Annotated in this window: 12 protein-coding genes; all 12 read right to left on the bottom strand. The window is 37.6% G+C overall.

Going from position 1 to position 18,515, the window contains the following annotated elements; genetic code table 11:
- Window positions 1–18: 18 nt before the first annotated feature.
- The 12 genes from C8N37_RS07305 to C8N37_RS07250 all read right to left on the bottom strand — a co-directional run bounded on the left by C8N37_RS07305 (window position 19) and on the right by C8N37_RS07250 (window position 18,515).
- Window positions 19–2,802 (bottom strand): glycosyl hydrolase, encoded by a 2,784-nt coding sequence (locus C8N37_RS07305; RefSeq protein WP_108158280.1) that lies wholly within the window; start codon window positions 2,800–2,802, stop codon window positions 19–21.
- Window positions 2,803–2,826: 24 nt separating this feature from the next.
- Entirely contained in the window at window positions 2,827–3,138 is a 312-nt protein-coding gene (rhaM, locus tag C8N37_RS07300) for an L-rhamnose mutarotase (protein ID WP_108158279.1), read from the bottom strand.
- Window positions 3,139–3,285: 147 nt separating this feature from the next.
- On the bottom strand, window positions 3,286–4,446 hold the full coding sequence (locus C8N37_RS07295) for a glycoside hydrolase family 88/105 protein (protein WP_108158278.1): 1,161 nt from the start codon (window positions 4,444–4,446) through the stop codon (window positions 3,286–3,288).
- Window positions 4,447–4,707: 261 nt separating this feature from the next.
- Complete coding sequence (locus C8N37_RS07290; protein WP_045755046.1) at window positions 4,708–5,502, bottom strand: rhamnogalacturonan acetylesterase; 795 nt, start codon at window positions 5,500–5,502, stop codon at window positions 4,708–4,710.
- A gap of 223 nt (window positions 5,503–5,725) precedes the next feature.
- Complete coding sequence (locus C8N37_RS07285) at window positions 5,726–6,493, bottom strand: rhamnogalacturonan acetylesterase (RefSeq protein WP_244914360.1); 768 nt, start codon at window positions 6,491–6,493, stop codon at window positions 5,726–5,728.
- Window positions 6,494–6,549: 56 nt separating this feature from the next.
- Window positions 6,550–8,397, bottom strand: coding sequence for a rhamnogalacturonan lyase (locus C8N37_RS07280; RefSeq protein WP_307724933.1), 1,848 nt, complete (start codon window positions 8,395–8,397; stop codon window positions 6,550–6,552).
- Between the two features lie 29 nt (window positions 8,398–8,426).
- Window positions 8,427–9,749: a rhamnogalacturonidase gene (locus C8N37_RS07275; protein WP_108158277.1), complete on the bottom strand. Its 1,323-nt coding sequence runs from the start codon at window positions 9,747–9,749 to the stop codon at window positions 8,427–8,429.
- A 242-nt stretch (window positions 9,750–9,991) separates the two neighbouring features.
- A complete protein-coding gene (locus C8N37_RS07270; protein WP_108158276.1) occupies window positions 9,992–12,853 on the bottom strand; it encodes a glycoside hydrolase family 2 protein in 2,862 nt (953 codons plus the stop codon).
- A 501-nt stretch (window positions 12,854–13,354) separates the two neighbouring features.
- Window positions 13,355–14,302, bottom strand: a complete 948-nt coding sequence (locus C8N37_RS07265; RefSeq protein ID WP_228115798.1) for a glycoside hydrolase family 43 protein — start codon at window positions 14,300–14,302, stop codon at window positions 13,355–13,357.
- A gap of 48 nt (window positions 14,303–14,350) precedes the next feature.
- Entirely contained in the window at window positions 14,351–15,712 is a 1,362-nt protein-coding gene (locus tag C8N37_RS07260) for a glycoside hydrolase family 88/105 protein (RefSeq protein ID WP_108158275.1), read from the bottom strand.
- 116 nt (window positions 15,713–15,828) lie between these two features.
- Complete coding sequence (locus tag C8N37_RS07255) at window positions 15,829–17,145, bottom strand: rhamnogalacturonan acetylesterase (RefSeq protein ID WP_108158274.1); 1,317 nt, start codon at window positions 17,143–17,145, stop codon at window positions 15,829–15,831.
- Between the two features lie 11 nt (window positions 17,146–17,156).
- Window positions 17,157–18,515 (bottom strand): FGGY-family carbohydrate kinase, encoded by a 1,359-nt coding sequence (locus C8N37_RS07250; RefSeq protein ID WP_108158273.1) that lies wholly within the window; start codon window positions 18,513–18,515, stop codon window positions 17,157–17,159.

Genomic DNA, 18,515 nt, shown 5'->3' with positions numbered 1-18,515 from the left:
AGATATAAAACTTTATTTTCAATAACTAAAAAGCTCAACAGGCCCGATCAACCCACTATCCATGGGTTCCCAATCACTAGCATCAAATTCTTTATAATTGATATTGACAAAATTGATTTCATGATAGTTTCGCCATGAAACTTTATTTTTGTCTAAATAACGCATCCGGTTAGCCATTAAATTAGCAACCTCAATACGTATATTATTTTCACCATCAACCAAAAATTGTTCGATATTGGTCTGAAATGGAATGGACCACAAAATCCCAGCATCTTGACCGTTAATAAATACCCGAGCACTTTCAGCCACTCTTCCCAATTTCAATAGATAGCGTTTTCCATCATTTTTTTTCAGAGAAAAGCTGGTTTCATAAGCAGCTGTACCCGAAAAATTAATAGCTTCTTGATCATCCCACTTGGTCCAAGAGGATAAGGTTTTTACGTTTCTTGAATGAGGTAAGGTTGGCCCCCCCGCAATAAAGTTAACTTTCCATGGCGCAGTCAGCTGTACTTCCGAATGTAAATAATCCATATAAACATATACCTTATCGGTCTTTTGATTTGGAGAAACTAAAATGATCCAAGAATATCCGGGTTGGATCTGCACACGAATTTTTCCCGCTGTAGGTGTCAATGCATAGATCTTACCCGTTTGTGGATCCAGTAGAGAATAATAATTACTTTTTGCATTAAGCTCAATAGTTTTATCGACAGTTTCTGAACCATGATTTACTAAATAATAATAAATCTGATCCTCTGAAATACGACGCGTAAACTTTAATCCAGTTTGACTGACTCTTTCAGGAAAAATATTTTCTGTTTCTAAAGCAGTATGGATATCCGCAGTCAAATAAATTTTTCCTTTTCCATAAGCAGTATATTGATTTTTATTTTCCTGATCAAATCCTAACAAACCGATATATTGCTGAAGCATAGCAGTACGTTTCTCCAATTGACTAAAACCTGGAACTTCCTTAGGTATGGCTTGAAAAATTATCGTAGCACCATCTTCGGCTAACTGCAATATTTTCTTCATTGTGTTTTCCGAAAAATAATGACAAGCTGGAATATAGATCGCTTGATAAGGATGAGCCTCCTTAGAAGTTAAAATATGATTTTCCTTGATTATGGATTGATTCAAAATATGATCACTTGCAAAATCGAAACTATAACCACGTCGTTGCAATTTTATGCTTTCCTTATAAAAAGCTGTTGGGTGTAACCAGTCATCAACATCATGGACTTTCAAAGCTTTATCCCATACTTCTTTCCCATCATCACTATGCGATGCATGCTGCAATTTCTCTGCATCATTCCACAGATCATATACAGGCCAGTAAACCAATAATTCATGATTTGCCTTCGTCGACTGTAACACAGACTGCACACGTGTAATGTATTGGTTTAAGCCGGAAAGATGATCCCAAAAAGAGTTGTGAGGAACAAAATTAACAGAAGCATAAAACAACCAGCCTGGATAAGGTACTTCTTGAGGTGAATAGGTCGTACCGTGATAGAATATATGATTGACACCGGCAAGAAATAATTGTTCGACCTCAGGTTTGGTTTGAGATAAAGAGGTTTTAAAATGCTCGGTTAACCAAGTAAATGTTTCCGAAGAGGTATATTTTTTTCCATATACATTTGTTGCCGAAGTAGCAAATTTTGCCATCATTGGATCGGGATCTACATTTCTGACATCCGCCGAATCCCTTCTTAAACCAGGAATTTGAAAATAACTAGAACCAAATGTTTCGCATTCAGCAATATCGGTAGCTGCATATAGATCAATCAAATTACCCGGTGAACCGTGTGCTTGATTTTTAGATAGTGCTCCATTTTGCTGTGCAAATGTTGTAAAAGGAGTTAAAAAATTTTTAGTTAACAACATATCGACCACCTCTCTGTAATCAGATTTAATTCTTGCCGTCTTATTGACATCTCCACCCTTCCCCGCAAAATCCAACAGGTGGTCTTGTAATTTATATCCCTTCATCCGATCAAATTCCAATAAGAAAGTATCCGTCCAGTTTGCACCATAAACTTCATAACTATCATTAAAGAAAGCTCTGACTTTTAAATTTTTATGATCAAATGCATGGTCAAATCTATTTAAATAGTTTTTTACGGATTGACTCCCTAGATGGTCAAGCGTATAGCCTTCACCACCAGGAGCTGCCCTCTTTACTTTCTGATGGGTCCTTGCAGTAAATAATGCCCATATTCTAACATCTTCAGGAGCTGTCCAATAGCCAGAAATACGATCCATATCCACGTCAAGATTGATCTCCTTATTGCCTGCTGCATAAGCTCGTAGAGCTTGCAATGCCGCATATTTATGTTTGGCATCTTGTGGTTTCAAAGGAAATGTGAGTTGTTCTCCCTTTTTCAAAACGATTTCTTCCAATATCAATTTCGTAGCAGCATCCTTTTCTTGGATTTGCGGACCGCCAAATGGCCAGCCTGTACCCAAATTCATGTCGACCCCCATACCGAGTTTAGTCGCTTTATCTGTTGTTGCGTTCAGTATATCCATCCATTTTGGAGAAAGGAAATTGATGTATTTATTTTCGAAGCCCTTCGCCCCATAAATAGGCGTAATTTCTACTCCACCAAATCCACTTTTTTCCAGCAATGTCAATTCACGTGCTATGTTTTCCTTATCTACAGCAGATCCCAGCCACCACCATCTTGTCCAAGGTTTCATCTCCTTAGTAACTTGGGGCCAAAGATTTTGACCATAACATTGACCACCCATATTCATAGCACATGCAATCAACAAAAACACATATATTTTTTTCATATTGTTTTCTTTATCTCCAGTTCATTAATCCATATGAAATACATGTTGTAGATTTTTTGATATGGGTGAATTATCCGGATTCACTTCCATCAGATCGCGCATATATAGCCACCACTTCTGAACAATGACTTCATTACCCAAATCTTGAGAAGAATGACCAGAAAGACGTTGCACAGCAAAAAGTGTATCCGTTTCTTCATCGAGAAAAATAGTATAATCAGAAATCCCATTATAATGAAGTAAATCAACCAATTTTGGCCAGATCTCCTGATGTCTTTTTTTATATTCTTCCAGCATTCCTGGCTTTAATTTCATTTTAAAAGCTACTTTTTCCATTATACTTTATTTTTTTTCAATACTAATTTTGCTCATGCATCTTCTACCATGAGCATAATCCAATAGTAGACTTGCATCTCACTTTATATTTTCATTATTCTCCTCTTATCATCAGATTCCACCTCAAATTGGGTATCTTAAGATATGTTATTTATTCAGCATCTTATAAACCTCTGTTCCCCCCAACAAGAAACACCCCAAACCATAATCTTCAAAATCGGGCATACTTGAAAAACTTACGGGTTGTCCATCCTTTGGTTCCTTACCGGTCCCTTGCATAAAGCCTAGAAAACCAGAAGGATGAATGGCTTCATTAGACATAGCTATCCAAGCTTTTTCAACAACTGGTCGATATGTTTTTTCATCTAAAATACCTTTATTAATTCCCCAAGCCATACCATATACAAATAAAGCGGTACCTGAGGTTTCTCTTCCTCCAAAATGATTAGCATCATGTAAACTTACATTCCAAAAGCCATCTGCTCGCTGTATAGGCAATAGAGCTTCCATTAAATCCTTATAATCTTGAAGATACTCAGCCCGATGAGCCTCGTCTTGAGGAATCAAATCCAACACACGAACCAAAGCCGCTACCACCCAACCATTTCCTCTTGACCAATAACAATCTTGTCCATTAGGCTCCTGATAAGGTGGAACAAAATCTTTGTCTCGCCACCACAATTTATCGGCCTTATTGTACAGTCCTCCACCCTCAATAACTTTTGAATGGTGGTACATTTTATACATATACTCAAAATAGGTCTTATCGTTATTCATGACACCTAATTTTGCAAAAACAGGCATACCCATCTGAATGGCATCTATCCATGTCCAATCATCGACTTTACCCGATTGTATGATAAAATCAATATTGTCCTTAATATCCTTAATCCGCTGCGGTTGTGGATCTATTTCATAAAGATCCAAATAGGTTTGACCACAAGCCTGATCATCTGCATTTCGTGTTTCGACACCATTGCGCATGCCCCACTTATGTTTATTTCCCCAATCTACAGCATAATTATAGTAGCTCTGATCAGGATCGATTTGATATAATGCCATCAAGCCTTCATAATAAACAGCTCTTGTCCAGATATTACTGGGGCGCCACCTGTTCGTATAAATAGGCTTTCCCGTATCGGGCCATTTATCCATAAAATAACGATTTGTCAATCTCAACGACTGCAACACCTGACTGGAAGATATGTTCTGAGATGGAGCTTTCACCTGCTTAGCGCTAGCACATCCTGCTATGGTGACGATAGCAAATAGCACAAGGATATAACACCAGTGTTTTGTTTTTTTCATATTTATAATGGAATAGTTTTATAATAATATCCTCCGAAATACTAAAATAGAAGTACAGCATTTATTCTTCGTTACGTTATTTTGTCGTTTAAGATCATAAAATAATAAGGAATAAGAATATGGATCAACGATATTCAGATTTAGTACCGGTTTTCAAATAGCTAGTATACACTTATTTTAGGATTTGCGCATCCTGAGGTATCCTGATGGATCAACTAAAAGCACAAAAAAATGGGCTAGATAGCCCATTTCTAACATCATTTATTTCATAAATTTTTTAATACCGATGCGGGATTGAAGTTTTAGCTGTTGCGCAACGAGCTTTGCATTCAATAGAGCACCAGCTTGTAGGGTATGAGTTGCATCTTTAGTATCAAAATAGGTAGTTTCAACTTTTTCTTTTCCTAGTTTCTCATATTCAGCAATGACCAAATCCTGTAATGGGATAAAAAAGCTACCCGAATTTTGAGCTGCTTCAGCAGCCCAAATCGCGTACTCAGATGATTTAACGTACTGACCATTCCAGCTATTCCGAGGAACAGGAGAACAAATAATCGCCGTAGCCCCCTTATCCTTTATATTTTTTACAAAACGTCGCAGATAAAAACCATAACTATAAACAACCTCATGTTGCTTCAATAAGGGATTATATACCTCTTGATACTCATTACCATTACCTTTAATTGTTCCTCTTGCACGTAAGGTATCGACAATGGGACTTGAGTCATTATGTCCAAATTGCATGATCACAAAATCTCCTGGTCGAATACGATCTAACACCTGTTGCCATAATTTTGGATTATTATAAAAAGTCCTTGTACTTGTACCTCCTAACGCTTCATTTTTCACATGAATCTGAGAAAGATCAAAATAGGGATCCATAAAACTTCCCCATCCCCACTGACCATTAGATCCGTTACCTTGTCCATTTTTTACCGTAGAGTCTCCGATTATAAAAAAAGTTGGTTTATTTTCCTTTAGTAAAAATGACATACTAAAAAATGCAAATAGCAGTCCAACAAGATTTAATAATTTTAATTTATTCCCAATATTCATTTCAATATGTTTTAAAAATCATAGATGAAGACTTTATTTTGCTTCAAGAATCTACATCTATTTTTATCCTGCTACTTGTACAAAAAGTATATGCACTTCAACAACTTCCGGCAATTCATCAAACATTCACAACTCGTCTTCCAATCCGCAACTGATCCTTGGTCAATACCCTTATCCATCCCAAGAGTTTATACTGATAGCAAATTGCTCGTCATCATTAAGCCTATTTTAAATAATTGACCAATGAGCTCTGGATTTCTTTAAGACCTTGAACAACAGAGGCCGCGTTTTCCATAGCACCATCTCTATTGGTATGTGTATGATCGCCAGGGAAAAATCTTTTCTTCACCAACTCAGCTCCAAGTTGATCATATTTATCAGCAGTAATACGATTCAGATCAAGAAATGGGATTCCCTGCTCTTCTGCAATTTGCCTCGCCCATAGACCATAATCCCGATCGGCCCGTTTTACTTTACCTGCACCATCCCATTGATTACGTGGGATCATAGAAATCAATATAGGAGTCACACCCTTATTCTTTGCTGTAACAACAAAACGACGTAAATTTTCACCATAAGAGTATACCACTTCTTTGCCCTTACTTCCCCAATCCAAAACCACTGAATCTGTTCCTATACCAGGCAATACACCACGGTATCCTTGTTTACTCGTGTCAGGCTTGCTCCCTTCATTATGTCCAAACTGGATCAATAGGTAGTCTCCAGGTCGCAACATCGAATCAACTTTAGCCCACCGGCCCTCTTTAACAAAAGTACGTGTACTCCTTCCTGCCATAGCCTGATTATTGACACTCACTTGATTACTATCTAAAAATTCAGGCAACAAAGTTCCCCATCCCCAATATTCTTGATTACTATTGCGTACCGTAGAATCTCCTATTAAATATACGGTAGGTCGATATTGATCCGCAACAAAAGAAATAAATACGAAAGCTAGTAAAACTAGAATTATCCATCTGACGTTTAACATATTACTTATTTTTAAATAATCACGATCTCTGCTAACTGCTTTTATGAATTGCCTTATCATCGGATAACTTCTCTATTTGGATTTACAATTTTTAGAATAGGCTTCACTGGAGTATGCATACCAGTGCCTAGATAATAACCTGTATGTGGGGGTTGATTATAAGCTACATTTTGCCAAGCAATACTCAAACGATACTGCGGGTCGTGCATTAAAGTATAGATACGATGATCGGTAGGAATAATTGTCGTATAGATCCGCAGATTTTGATTGTCATTTGTCCTTAAAATAAGTTCTTCGCGCCAATCCCCTAGAATATCTGCAGATAAATTAGGCGTTTTTTTGGTACCATTAATAGAAGAAGCGCCTTCGGCAGTAAAAATAATGCCTGCATTATATTTTTCAATATAATTGCTATTAAGCAATTCCCGACTTAGATCCTCATCCCACCAAATCAGAAAATTAGTTGAACCAGGCGCAACACCCACTATATTTCCTTTCGCGTCATACATATCCTTAGAACCCAACCACCACAAGTAAGCCCCACGGTGGTTGGGATCAATATTTTCAGCTACTCCACGCGGAACATCTTGATCGATCGCATTTTTAAATAAAAGCTCACCATTCTTTGCATCTAATAAACTAACACCAATTCCTTTTCTGCCTCCTTTTAATTCATGGATACCAAAGATTTCTAGACCTGGTCTATCTGGATCAAGATCACCAACATGCAAAGCATCACCATGTCCCAAACCTGTACTATACAAACCCTTACCCTGATCATCAATTACCATTGACCCAAAAACAATTTCATCCCGACCATCTTGATCGACATCTGCTACCGACAAACTATGATAACCCTGCCCCGAATAAGGATGTTTACGCCCTTTGGTATCAAAAACCCAACGACTCACTAATTTTTTATCTTTAAAATCCCAAGCAGCTAAGGCGGTTCTTTCATAATAACCTCTGGTCATGATCACACTCGGGTTCTCCCCATCCAAGTAGGCAACAGCAGCTAAGTAGCGATCGCCACGATTTCCGTTGGTATCACCCCAAGAACGAAGATCTTCCCGACCTGGAAGATAATCAACCGTACTCACCGCTTCTCCAGTCAGACCATCAAAAACCGTTAAAAATTCTGGACCAGTCAAAATCCTTCCAAAATTTATAGAAGTCCTTACCGTATCTCGCCAGTCTGCTAAAGGATTCCCAATGATCTTACCCAGCCCATCTCTTGTTCCATCTGCAGTTTTACAAACCAATTCTGCACGTCCATCATTATCCAGATCATAGACCATAAATTGTGTATAATGTGCCCCTTCCCGAATATTTTTACCCAGATTGATTTCCCATAAAAAAGTACCATCCAATTGATAAGCTTGAAAAATAGGTTCAGATGTAATGCCATTATGCGCATTATCATGAGCAATTCCAGTTTGGTGGACAATCAATTCGTAACTGCCATCACCATCCAGATCTCCAACAGAAACATCTCCGGGTGTATATCCAACTGGAGTTTGCAAAGGAATATTCAGGTATTGTTGGATTTGCTGATCTTTAGTCAACGTGATTTTATCCACTTCTACTTCTTTCCCAGCTTGGACAAGAGCCAATGTATAGATCACCTCTTGATTCAGGTCAACAGTTTGATCCAAAAAATTAGTTCCTTTAATCAAAGGAGTCCTATTTAATTTTTGTTTAGGACCATCCCCTTGTTGCCTATAAAGCGTAAAAGCGGTTTCATAATCATCCGTACCCAACAATCTCCAGCTCAAAAAAACCGATTTCTCCGCTGTTTTCAGACCTACCATACCTCTGTTGAGAAACTCCATGTTTCTCTGTGCTGATAAATCAAAATAACTGATCAGCACAACCATGATCCATAAAAGTTTAATTTTCATCATGTAGGTATGAAACTTTTGAGGTTAGCAAATTATAGTTTTTTACGATTGACAGTGACATTTTTAAGCGTAAAATCCTGAATATATTCTTGATGAATAACTGGATCTTTTGAAGCACGAATATTCATATTTTCAAATGTAAAATTGGATAACACATATTGTTGTGAATTCAATACATCAAATACGATAGCACAGTCAAGATCGATATTACGCAATACCATATTTTTTGCATAGGACATTTTAATTTGATTTTCACCCTTTAAATCAAAAAATTGAGTCCAGGGTTTGATATACAACATGCTTTGTACATTTCCTTTAATATTTTCAATCAGGATATTTTCATATTCCTGGGGAGTATCTGGCCTCATCTTTAATTGAAGAAGCTTCTGTGCTTGATCTAAAGTATTATTTCTAAATATAATATTATAGCTATGCACGGATTCGCTGCCACAGGTCAAAGCACTATGACAGAAACCAAAAAAACAATTTTCAATGATCACATTATAATTTGGTCCATTATTTGGATCCAGATTAGACTGTGGCCCTTTACCACCTTTCAAAGCAATAGCATCATCGTTGACCGACATATAACAATCTTTTATCAATACTTGATGACATACATCCAGATCAATAGCATCTGAACTGGGGGCTTTTACTGGCGCTTTTGGTGCCGTAATATGTAATCCGATTAATTTCAGATTTTCACATTTATAGTAATGAGAAGTCCAAAAAGGAGAGTTTACCAATCGAATGCCCGAAATCTGTACATCTTTACTATTGGAAACATACAATAATCTAGGTCGCATTTCGTCCATATTGGTACAGTTGGGATTAAATTGACGTCTCAGCCAAAAAGATTTCCAATAACGAATACCATTTCCATCTAAAGTCCCTTTACCCGAGATCGTAAAACCATCAACTTGATCGGCATTCACTAAAGCCAAAAAATAGGTTAAGGTCTGTCCCTCCATACGTGTCTCTGCCAATGCAAAGTCTGCAATGTCATCACTCCCTTTCAATACAGCACCTTCCTCCAGATGTAAATGGGTTTTTGGTTTAAAGAATAAGGATCCACTGAGGAAAACACCTCGAGGTATAACCACTACACCACCCCCACTTTCATAAGCCTTATCTATTGCGCGTTGGATCTTGGCTGTTTGTATGATTGTGCTATCTTGTATAACATCAAAATCTATTATGCTATATTTTTGTCCTAAACTTTCAATAGCAGTAGGTACTACCGTTTCAAACCAATCTGATATGGGCGCTCCATTTGGAAATTTATGTTGTCCATTTACATGAGAGAACACAACAAAAGCTAGGAGTATAAGTAAAGAGCAAGAAGTTTTTGTCATTATATTAGATTTTTATTGATGGTTTATAGTTGTACTGATTCTGGTCAGCATATGTATATTTCTCTGTTTCCTGTACTACCTCTATGAATCAGGTCATATAAGCTTATCATCTCAACAGTAACGATCTTAAAGGTATGAACATTTTCACCAAGAGCTGTCCTGTAGTATCCTGAATACCAATTTTTTCAAAGCTCCTTTTCTATATCCATAAAAAATAAGTTGGTATGAACGGTAATAATCAATTAATCAGTTAACACATTTATTTTAGGCATCACGAACTGTGTATTTTCCTTTTCTCCTTTAGGTATTCCAAAGTAAAAATATAAGGTTCTGGTTGTTAGTCCATGTAGTTGATTCAACTCACCCGCAGGACCGTTAACTGCAGCATTATTATTGATTCCCAATGCTAATTTAGTTCCTATTGGCGGAATAGCGTCTAAAAAAGATATATCTCCTGGAGGCAATTGAGGATAACCTTTGGGGCCAGAGATCCCATAAAATTCGAACAACCGTAAAAACATATTATCCTGTTCTGTTGCGACCAAGAATTTACCTTGCACTGTATTAAATTGTACCCAACTTACATCTGAAAAATATCCCTTAAATTCAGGAAATGTCCATGGTCCGATACCCGCATGCCCATCGTTATACATTTTTTCCCAAGTATTCAACGTTACCCCCTGCATCCTATTTTTCCAGACGCGGTAAGGACCATTCCCCAACCATTTAGCACTAATGATATAATTCTCAGGAAAACTGAAACTAACACCAGCGTACGAAGTTGGATTATTTATTTGATAGGCGTAATCCAGCTTCAGCCAACCATCTGGATGCATGGTCCAACGAATGAGATTCAAACTACCTTCCAACATAAATTCGACAATCTGATTTTGGCCGTCTTTCCCTATTTTTGTTGTTTTGACATGCGATTGTCCATCCGTTAATATAGGTCCGTTATTGAATGCCAATTTCATACTGTAATCATTCGCCAGATCTACAAGAAGTCCTGTTTTCTTTGCAATGAAAGCCGTTATTCCATTTGCTTTCAAGATATAATTGGTACTATCATCCGTTAATGTTACAGCAGTAGCAGATTTTATGGGTAAAATTTCGGCAGTGATCCGTTTATTATCCTTAATTCTCCATGTCCATGTATAAATTTCTTCTCCATGCGGATCTACAGCGGTTAATAAGAGTGCATCATACTGGTTCCAATCGTTAGGAAGCTGTAGTTGGAGCACACCTTTCTTTGTAGGGGCTATTGCTGGGCTATTGATCACCTGTCCAGCAATAGCATCCATGCCAGCCCGATCTGCATCAGGTCGTTGATAAATCACCAGTTTATACGCAAAAGAACAGTCTTTTAAATTCGTATGATGATAGCGATTCTCCACTTCAATCGCACCATCAAAATTTGTTGGTAATTGTTTTAAGGTAATATGAACGGGTGAAAAAATTTCTTTTATCGCATAGAAACTACCTTCTTTTTCACGATGTGGCCCGAGAATACCATCCGGCGCATTCACTTTATTGACATCGATCTGTCCATTAAAATCTGTTCGCGCTAAACCTTCATCGGCAAAATCCCAAATAAAACCTCCTGCACCAAGTTTTGCATTCCAATGCAACTCCCAAATATCGGCAAGACCAGCCGCTGCTCCTCCATCGTCCTGAGCATGCAAAAATTCGGTAGGCATATAAATATGAGGTCCCTCTAAAATCTTTTTGGTGGAATAGAAATCTTCGTAATGATTACAATCAATACCATTGATCTCGTTTCCAGGTCGGTGATGCGCATGGATCACCGTACGTCCAGAAAGATCATATTTTTTATACTCATCGATCAGTTCTTTGTTATGTCCCCCTTCATTCCCATTACTCCAAAGAATGATCGATGGATGATTCACATCACGAGTAACCATTTCTTTAACCAACTTTTTTCCTACAGAAGTGTGGTACGCTTTCTGCCAACCAGCTAACTCGTCCAATACATAAAGACCTAAAGAATCACAGATTTCTAAAAAAGATTTGTCTGGTGGATAATGGGAACAACGCACAGCATTCATATTCATTTCCTTAATTAGCTTGACATCATTCAAATCGATATCGCGATTCACTGATCGTCCTGTTTCAGGCCACCAAACATGCCTATTCACACCTTTCATTTTGACTTTCACACCATTTACAAAAATGCCATCGCCTTCCCGAACCTCTACTGTTCTAAACCCAAAACGTTCTTGATGTTCGTAAACCTCTTCATTCTTTTTTCCCAATGTAAAAACAGCATGATATAAGTGAGGTGCTTCTGCTGTCCATAACAAAGGTTTATCTACAGACAGTTCAATTAATTTAACAGAATCTGATGGCTGTACAGTAAACTTTTTAATAGCAACAGTCTTATCCAAACGATCTTTGATCTCAAGCAATAGTTCCTCTGTCTGGGTCAATCCTTCCAAGTATACATGACTACGAAAACTCCCATCAGCCTGAGCATCTATGGCTGTCCAACTGATATGCTTCTGTGGCGTTGCTTCCAGATAAACGGGCCTGTAGATACCGCCCAAAATCCAATAATCAGCTAAACGCTCCGCGTTGTTTACCGTTTTTTCATCCGACATTTTTGATACCATTACTTCTAATGAATTGGGCTTTCCAAATCGAATTTTATCCGTAATATCATATTTAAATCTATAAAAAGCACCTTGGTGGACCTCTCCTGCCAACTGACCATTAATTTTTACTTCCGTATCGGTCATAGATCCCTCAAATACAATAGTCACTTGTTTTCCTTTCCATTTTGCTGGTATTTCAAAGTGATGACGGTATAAACCTTTCTCATCATTAAATTGAAAGTTTTTACCATAGGTGACATAGTCGCGGCCATAATTGTACGCTCCAAAACCCTGCTGCTCCCAATGGCTTGGCACAGCAATCTGAGTCCATTTACCCGCATTTCGGCCACCTGTGACCCAAAAATCCCACGCTACCGTATGCGTATTATCTGTTCCAGAAAGATATTGAATTTGTTTTTTAGACTGTCCCTCAACGAGGGACGCTAACAATAAATAAAATAGGATAGAAATTGTAATGCGGATATTTAGCATGGGTCGATTCTTTTTATGAAAGTATCTAAAGTATAGAATTTTATATGCAAAAGTATCCTGAACTTACCTGCTAGGTCCATCAAATCATTGAAATCAGTTGATCTACTGTCCAAAGAATCATCAGATAGCAAAGATGACCCATCAAGATCAGATCATGCCTATATAGCATGATGAATGATAGGATTAAAAAATAGGGATACCACTTTCACATCATGACAGCACAGGACAATCCATTCATTTTGTTTCTTTAGTATTGTAAAGTAAGATTTCAGGCACATGTTAATGTGTACGATTACAGTCTTCTTCCTCATAAAAGTTAGTATACTTGATAGCAACATAACTAAAATGATCAAAGAAGTCCATAAATTTTTATCATAATAAATGAATTGGTTTTTTTATAAAGATTTTCATTCTCCCCGTCTGAAAACCTTTTTTATGTCACCTCTTCCTTTTATAAAAAGCTAATATCGAAACTATAATACTAAAATTGATGAAGTACAATTACTCACTGGCTCTCCATATATTTTCTAATATCGCTCGATCTACCTTAAAGGCAGTACCATGCCGCGTCCCTTTTGGAAAGCTGACCTGATCCGAAACATCCTCCCAATCTATACCATCTTTACTACGGACTGCACCATACTGATGGTCACGATATTTATCGAAATAGACATAAATATATTCACCTACTTGAAGAGGAGCGGGTCCTTCAGCCCAATAGTTACCGGTGATCGGTTTAGAAACTTCCGTAGGAAACCCATTTTTTAAACTTTTACTGACCGTAAATCGAATATTTTTTTCTGGTGGATTAGAGTTTTCATTTTTCAGAAACATCATATACTCGTTGTTATGTTTCTGAAAAATAGCCGCATCGATCACGCTAAAATCTGGATTGAAAAATAAACTGGTTTTAGAAAAAACAGTAAAATCTGGTGTGGTAACACTATACATACGATGATTTAATCCTTTCTCACTCGCACTTGTATTCACTTCCAGATGACGTCCAGGGATCGTACTTGCCCACATGATCTGGTACTGTTGTTCAGCTTTGTCATAAAAGACCTCAGGAGCCCAAGCATTTTTTGCTTCAGACTCTTCCTCCATGACAGGAATAGACTTTTGTGCTGTCCATTGCATAAGATCTTTCGAAGAAGAATAACCAATACTCTTATCCCACCATCCAGTTGTCCATACCAGATGAAAATATCCATCTGGACCTAAACAAATACTGGGATCACGCATTAGTTTATCTTTCCCGATCATAGGCTTGAGGAATGATTTACCATGGTGTAGGGGTTCCCATTTTAGACCATCCAAACTGTAAGCAAGATGCAATCCATCAGCGCCATTATCTACAAAATAGGAAAAGAGATAAACAGAAGATTGTCCCTTGACACAAAATCCCAGTAACAACAATAGTGGGAAAAGAAATAGTTTTTTCATCATCATCCATTCAATTTATGCTTATTACTTTAAACTGATCGCTACATCCAAAAATTAAAACTGTACCGAACTATCGTTGATCTCGTACTCATTATTATTGATCAATTCATATATTTCAGCACCAGCAAGTAAAACAGGGCCATAACCATGAGCCGCAAATTTATTGACAGGCCTAAAATAATAAAAAGCAGGATCAAACCCCATACCTGTACCTACACAAGTACCCATAACTTGGCCTTCAAGATTGACTTGAGAATCAACGGCATTCCAGGCTTGAAGAACCATGGGTCCATAAGCTTTTTTATCTAACCAGCCCGCATTGATGCCCCTAGCTATACAATACGCATAAATTGCTGTTGCCGATGTTTCTAAATAAGAGTTATTTCGATCCAGCAACTGATGCCAAAAACCTGTACCATCTTGAAGGGATGCCAAACCCTGCACATGTTTTTTATACTGTGCTAATAATGCACCCTTAGCGGCATGTTTATCTGGTAATACATTCAAAAGTTCGACCATAGTCAATAATGCCCACCCGTTGGCTCTGGCCCAATGAAATGCAGGATGCGGATCCATATCCTGCACCCAGCCATGCCGATATAAGCCCTTCTCTGGCAAAAACATTTTATCCGTAAATAGCCAAAATTGCCGGATCGCTTCATCCATATATTGAGGATCTTCACTATACATAGACATCTGTGCCAAAGCAGGCAAACTCATATACAGATCATCTAACCAAAGTGTATTCGGTAGAGGCCTATTTCGTGCCAGAGTGCCATCGCTCAAGCGAAATTCTTTATTTAAAATATAGTCAATGTAATGATGAGTAATGCCTTTAATATCCTTTTTTAAGGCATTGGATCGCTGTGCCTTGATCATAGCTGCGCACATCGCCCCAGCATCGTCCAAAGCATGTGGTTGCAATACCGAATGTACAGGCGAGCGGTAGCCTGGATATTGTTCTTCCAAGGCACGAAATTGAGGAAGCACGTCTGCAATCAATTCTAATCGACGATGTGTATAATCAGCATATTTTTGATCATGAGTGGTTTCCGTGACACGAAGCATAGCACCATAGGTCACTCCCCACTCATAACTGATTAATCGAAAGTCACCTTTTTTAAAAATACTATTCGTATCGATCAGATGTATATCTTTTATTGGCTTATGGCTTTGCGCATGCTCCAACATCACAGGAGTGACATTATTCAAATAAGCATATACGCGATCTATTGTTTTTTTAATACCCGATGTTGTCACTTCACCATAACGAACAGGATAATCCGGCTGTAGTAAATGTAAAGGCGTATTTGAATCATTTGATTCGATGATACTCCCCACCTGCTGTCCAAAGGAATGACTTCCTAATAGTAACAACAAAAAAGATAGACTGTAAATCCTTTTTTTTAAAATCATCGTTCTAGGTTTAATATTTTTATAATTGATTGTCCCTAAAATTGATATTTAGAAACAAGATTCCGTTTCAACTTTCCTCCTTAATTCAGAATTTTATTGCGTCACATTGACTTCACTCAATTACCATCAGGTTTTGTGGCACCAGTGATCATACTGGGGGGCCAATTCCATTTCCTCCAATCATTTGGATGAATGGGTTCATACCCATCAAAATTTTGAATATGTTTGGCAAGTGGTAATTTGCTTTTCTCAATACCTTGTAAAACCATCAATGCTATTTCATGAGCACCGTAAGTGTTAAAATGAGTATTGTCAGCTAGTGGTTCTGGTTGATTAGGAAAAGTTCCTGCGGCATAATGAACAAGAGCTTTTTTTGAACCTTCAACTCCCAATGCCTGATAGAATTGAGTTGTCATCAGGTTGAGATCAATTACAGGAACATTCAATTCATTTGCAACCATTCGAGCCGCTTCTGGAAAATCACCTAAAGTATTGATCACATTTCCATCATCATCAAAAGCTCTTCGTGCTGTAGAAGTGACAATAATAGGAGTACCTCCTTTTTTCCTAAACTCCCTTACAAATAGTCTCAACCTATCCGAATACGATAAAAATGCACCTGCATGTTCGCCTTTTTCTTTTTGATCATTATGCCCAAATTCTACAAATAGATAATCACCAGGTTGAGCATCTGTCAATATTTTATTGAATCGATGAGCAGAAAGAAATGATCCTAGCGAGAGGCCAGACTCCGCCTGGTTGACCACAACGACTTGATCGTCAAAATATGCCGGTATCATTTGGCCCCAAGACGCCCATGGCTCTTCTTCTTGATTCACAACAGTAGAATTTCCAGCTAAAAAGATAGACGTTATACCCTTTACGCTTTCAACTCGAATAGATTCAATAAAATTTTGCCCCTGAAACTCTAACGTCAATTTATCATCCCAATCCAATTTATGACGTTCTCTTTCCTTTAATTTTATGGTTTCTGTTGCACTAATTTTTGCATCTTTTACCTGAACCACAAATGTTTGTTCAGGCATTCCGGTTGAATGGACCACATACTGATTTAAATAATTGCGTCTTGACTCAGCACGTATGGTACTCGTAAAACTATTTTTTTGAGAAACATATCGAACTGTTATTTTATATGCACCTTCTGATAATTTAAAAGAGAAATAAAAAGGCTTGTCGCTGATCAAACAGTTATTTTTAAGAAAAATATTTTTTTCTGTCCCAAAATCAAATCCAAAACCGCTCTGCGAATCATAACGGATCGCATCATTGATATTTATTTCATTTTTCTCCTTTTTTGTTTTGGAACCAAAACTGTAAATATATTGCTCTTGAGCATACGTGCAAGTGAATATCGTCATACAAAAATTAGCCAAAAATAGGGTGCTTAAAATTCGATGAAATATTTTTTTCATATGCAAGAAGATTAATGATTTGCCCTAAAATAACGTAACTCAATAATATCATTAGGGATAGATTGAGTATTCCAATGCTCATGGATCACCAGAGCTGCTCCCAATGCCGTCGCTTGCGCCATAGAGGCTGCGAAAACCTCCACTTCAGAAAATTCCTTTGCTAATAAATTCATATAAATATGATTTTTACTAAACCCGCCATCGACAAATATTCTAGATACCTGATTGGCGTCTAAAATAAGCTTCGTTGATTGGACTTGGGCCTTGATTAAATACAAGACTAAACTATGATAAGCCTCTTCGTAATTTTGAAATCTTTCTAATGGTATTGTTGAAAAAGCCTTTAAATCACTGTCGATTTCCGACAATGATAATTGATCAACAATCGACCAGTTAATTTGTAGATTACGAAATTTAGCAGTCGTAACCTGAAAGAAATCAGCGATTCGTTTCGACTGCAACTCATGTTCATAACCCGCAAATAATCGAGATGCCTTCACAGGAGTTCCTGCATAGGATTGATAAAATAAGCAATCCTGTTTTAACTCATCAACGGTTAAAGCACGATGATTAAAAGGGTTGAAAGCAATACACCAAGTACCGGTAGAGATTAAAATAAAGGGTTCATGAAAATTCAACAAATAAGGTATCAAGGCTGATGAACTATCATGTAAACCAGGTCCAACACGATAAGGGCTACCTGGAAATGCGCCATCAAACACTTCGTTTCCCTGTACAATAGGAGCCAATTTTTGCTGTATACCTTCCTGTTTCACCCAATCGTGATAATCACCTTTCTCAAAATCCCAAAGCCCCGTATGACAGCCAATGCTGGTCATATCCGAATATGTTTTTCCAGAAACCAGAAAGCTTAAGTATTGCGGCAAGTGCAGCGCAAACTTAACCTGTTTAAATATAGCTGGTTTTTCCTTTTTCAACCGCAAGAGTTGGAAGCCTGAATTTAGGCTTCCCAAAGCTGGCGAAGAGGTAATCATCGAAAATGATTCTTTGCCACCATTTTTTGCATATACATCCTCTTGAATAGCAGTTGGAAATTCTTTGAGATAATTGTACAGCGGTGTCAATGGGCGTCCATGCTCATCAATGTAAACAAAACTAGCTCCATAAGAGGTGAAATTTATTGCTTTGATTTCAAATTCATTTTTTCGAAATACCTCATGAAGAGAATCAAATACGGACAAACGAAGGCTTTCTAGATTCTCACATGGATCACCATCTTCATCTGTTGTTTCTAAAAACCGAGCCGAACGTTCGAATACGATGTGATAATGCTCATCAAAAAGAAACAGCTTCTTATTTGTTTTACCAACATCAAAAATAGCAACAACTGGAATTTTCTTATCATTCAT

The organism is Sphingobacterium faecium (assembly GCF_003054045.1).
GTDB classification, from domain to species: Bacteria; Bacteroidota; Bacteroidia; order Sphingobacteriales; family Sphingobacteriaceae; genus Sphingobacterium; species Sphingobacterium faecium.
Note: the sequence above shows the minus strand (reverse complement) of the source record. Positions and strands in the feature narration are given on the sequence as shown.

Coding starts and splice junctions, on each gene's coding strand:
- C8N37_RS07305 (WP_108158280.1), bottom strand. CDS start 2,802: ATGAAAAAAATATATGTGTTTTTGTTGATTGCATGTGCTATGAATATG.
- rhaM (WP_108158279.1), bottom strand. CDS start 3,138: ATGGAAAAAGTAGCTTTTAAAATGAAATTAAAGCCAGGAATGCTGGAA.
- C8N37_RS07295 (WP_108158278.1), bottom strand. CDS start 4,446: ATGAAAAAAACAAAACACTGGTGTTATATCCTTGTGCTATTTGCTATC.
- C8N37_RS07290 (WP_045755046.1), bottom strand. CDS start 5,502: ATGAATATTGGGAATAAATTAAAATTATTAAATCTTGTTGGACTGCTA.
- C8N37_RS07285 (WP_244914360.1), bottom strand. CDS start 6,493: ATGTTAAACGTCAGATGGATAATTCTAGTTTTACTAGCTTTCGTATTT.
- C8N37_RS07280 (WP_307724933.1), bottom strand. CDS start 8,397: ATGATGAAAATTAAACTTTTATGGATCATGGTTGTGCTGATCAGTTAT.
- C8N37_RS07275 (WP_108158277.1), bottom strand. CDS start 9,749: ATGACAAAAACTTCTTGCTCTTTACTTATACTCCTAGCTTTTGTTGTG.
- C8N37_RS07270 (WP_108158276.1), bottom strand. CDS start 12,853: ATGCTAAATATCCGCATTACAATTTCTATCCTATTTTATTTATTGTTA.
- C8N37_RS07265 (WP_228115798.1), bottom strand. CDS start 14,302: ATGATGATGAAAAAACTATTTCTTTTCCCACTATTGTTGTTACTGGGA.
- C8N37_RS07260 (WP_108158275.1), bottom strand. CDS start 15,712: ATGATTTTAAAAAAAAGGATTTACAGTCTATCTTTTTTGTTGTTACTA.
- C8N37_RS07255 (WP_108158274.1), bottom strand. CDS start 17,145: ATGAAAAAAATATTTCATCGAATTTTAAGCACCCTATTTTTGGCTAAT.
- C8N37_RS07250 (WP_108158273.1), bottom strand. CDS start 18,515: ATGAATGATAAGAAAATTCCAGTTGTTGCTATTTTTGATGTTGGTAAA.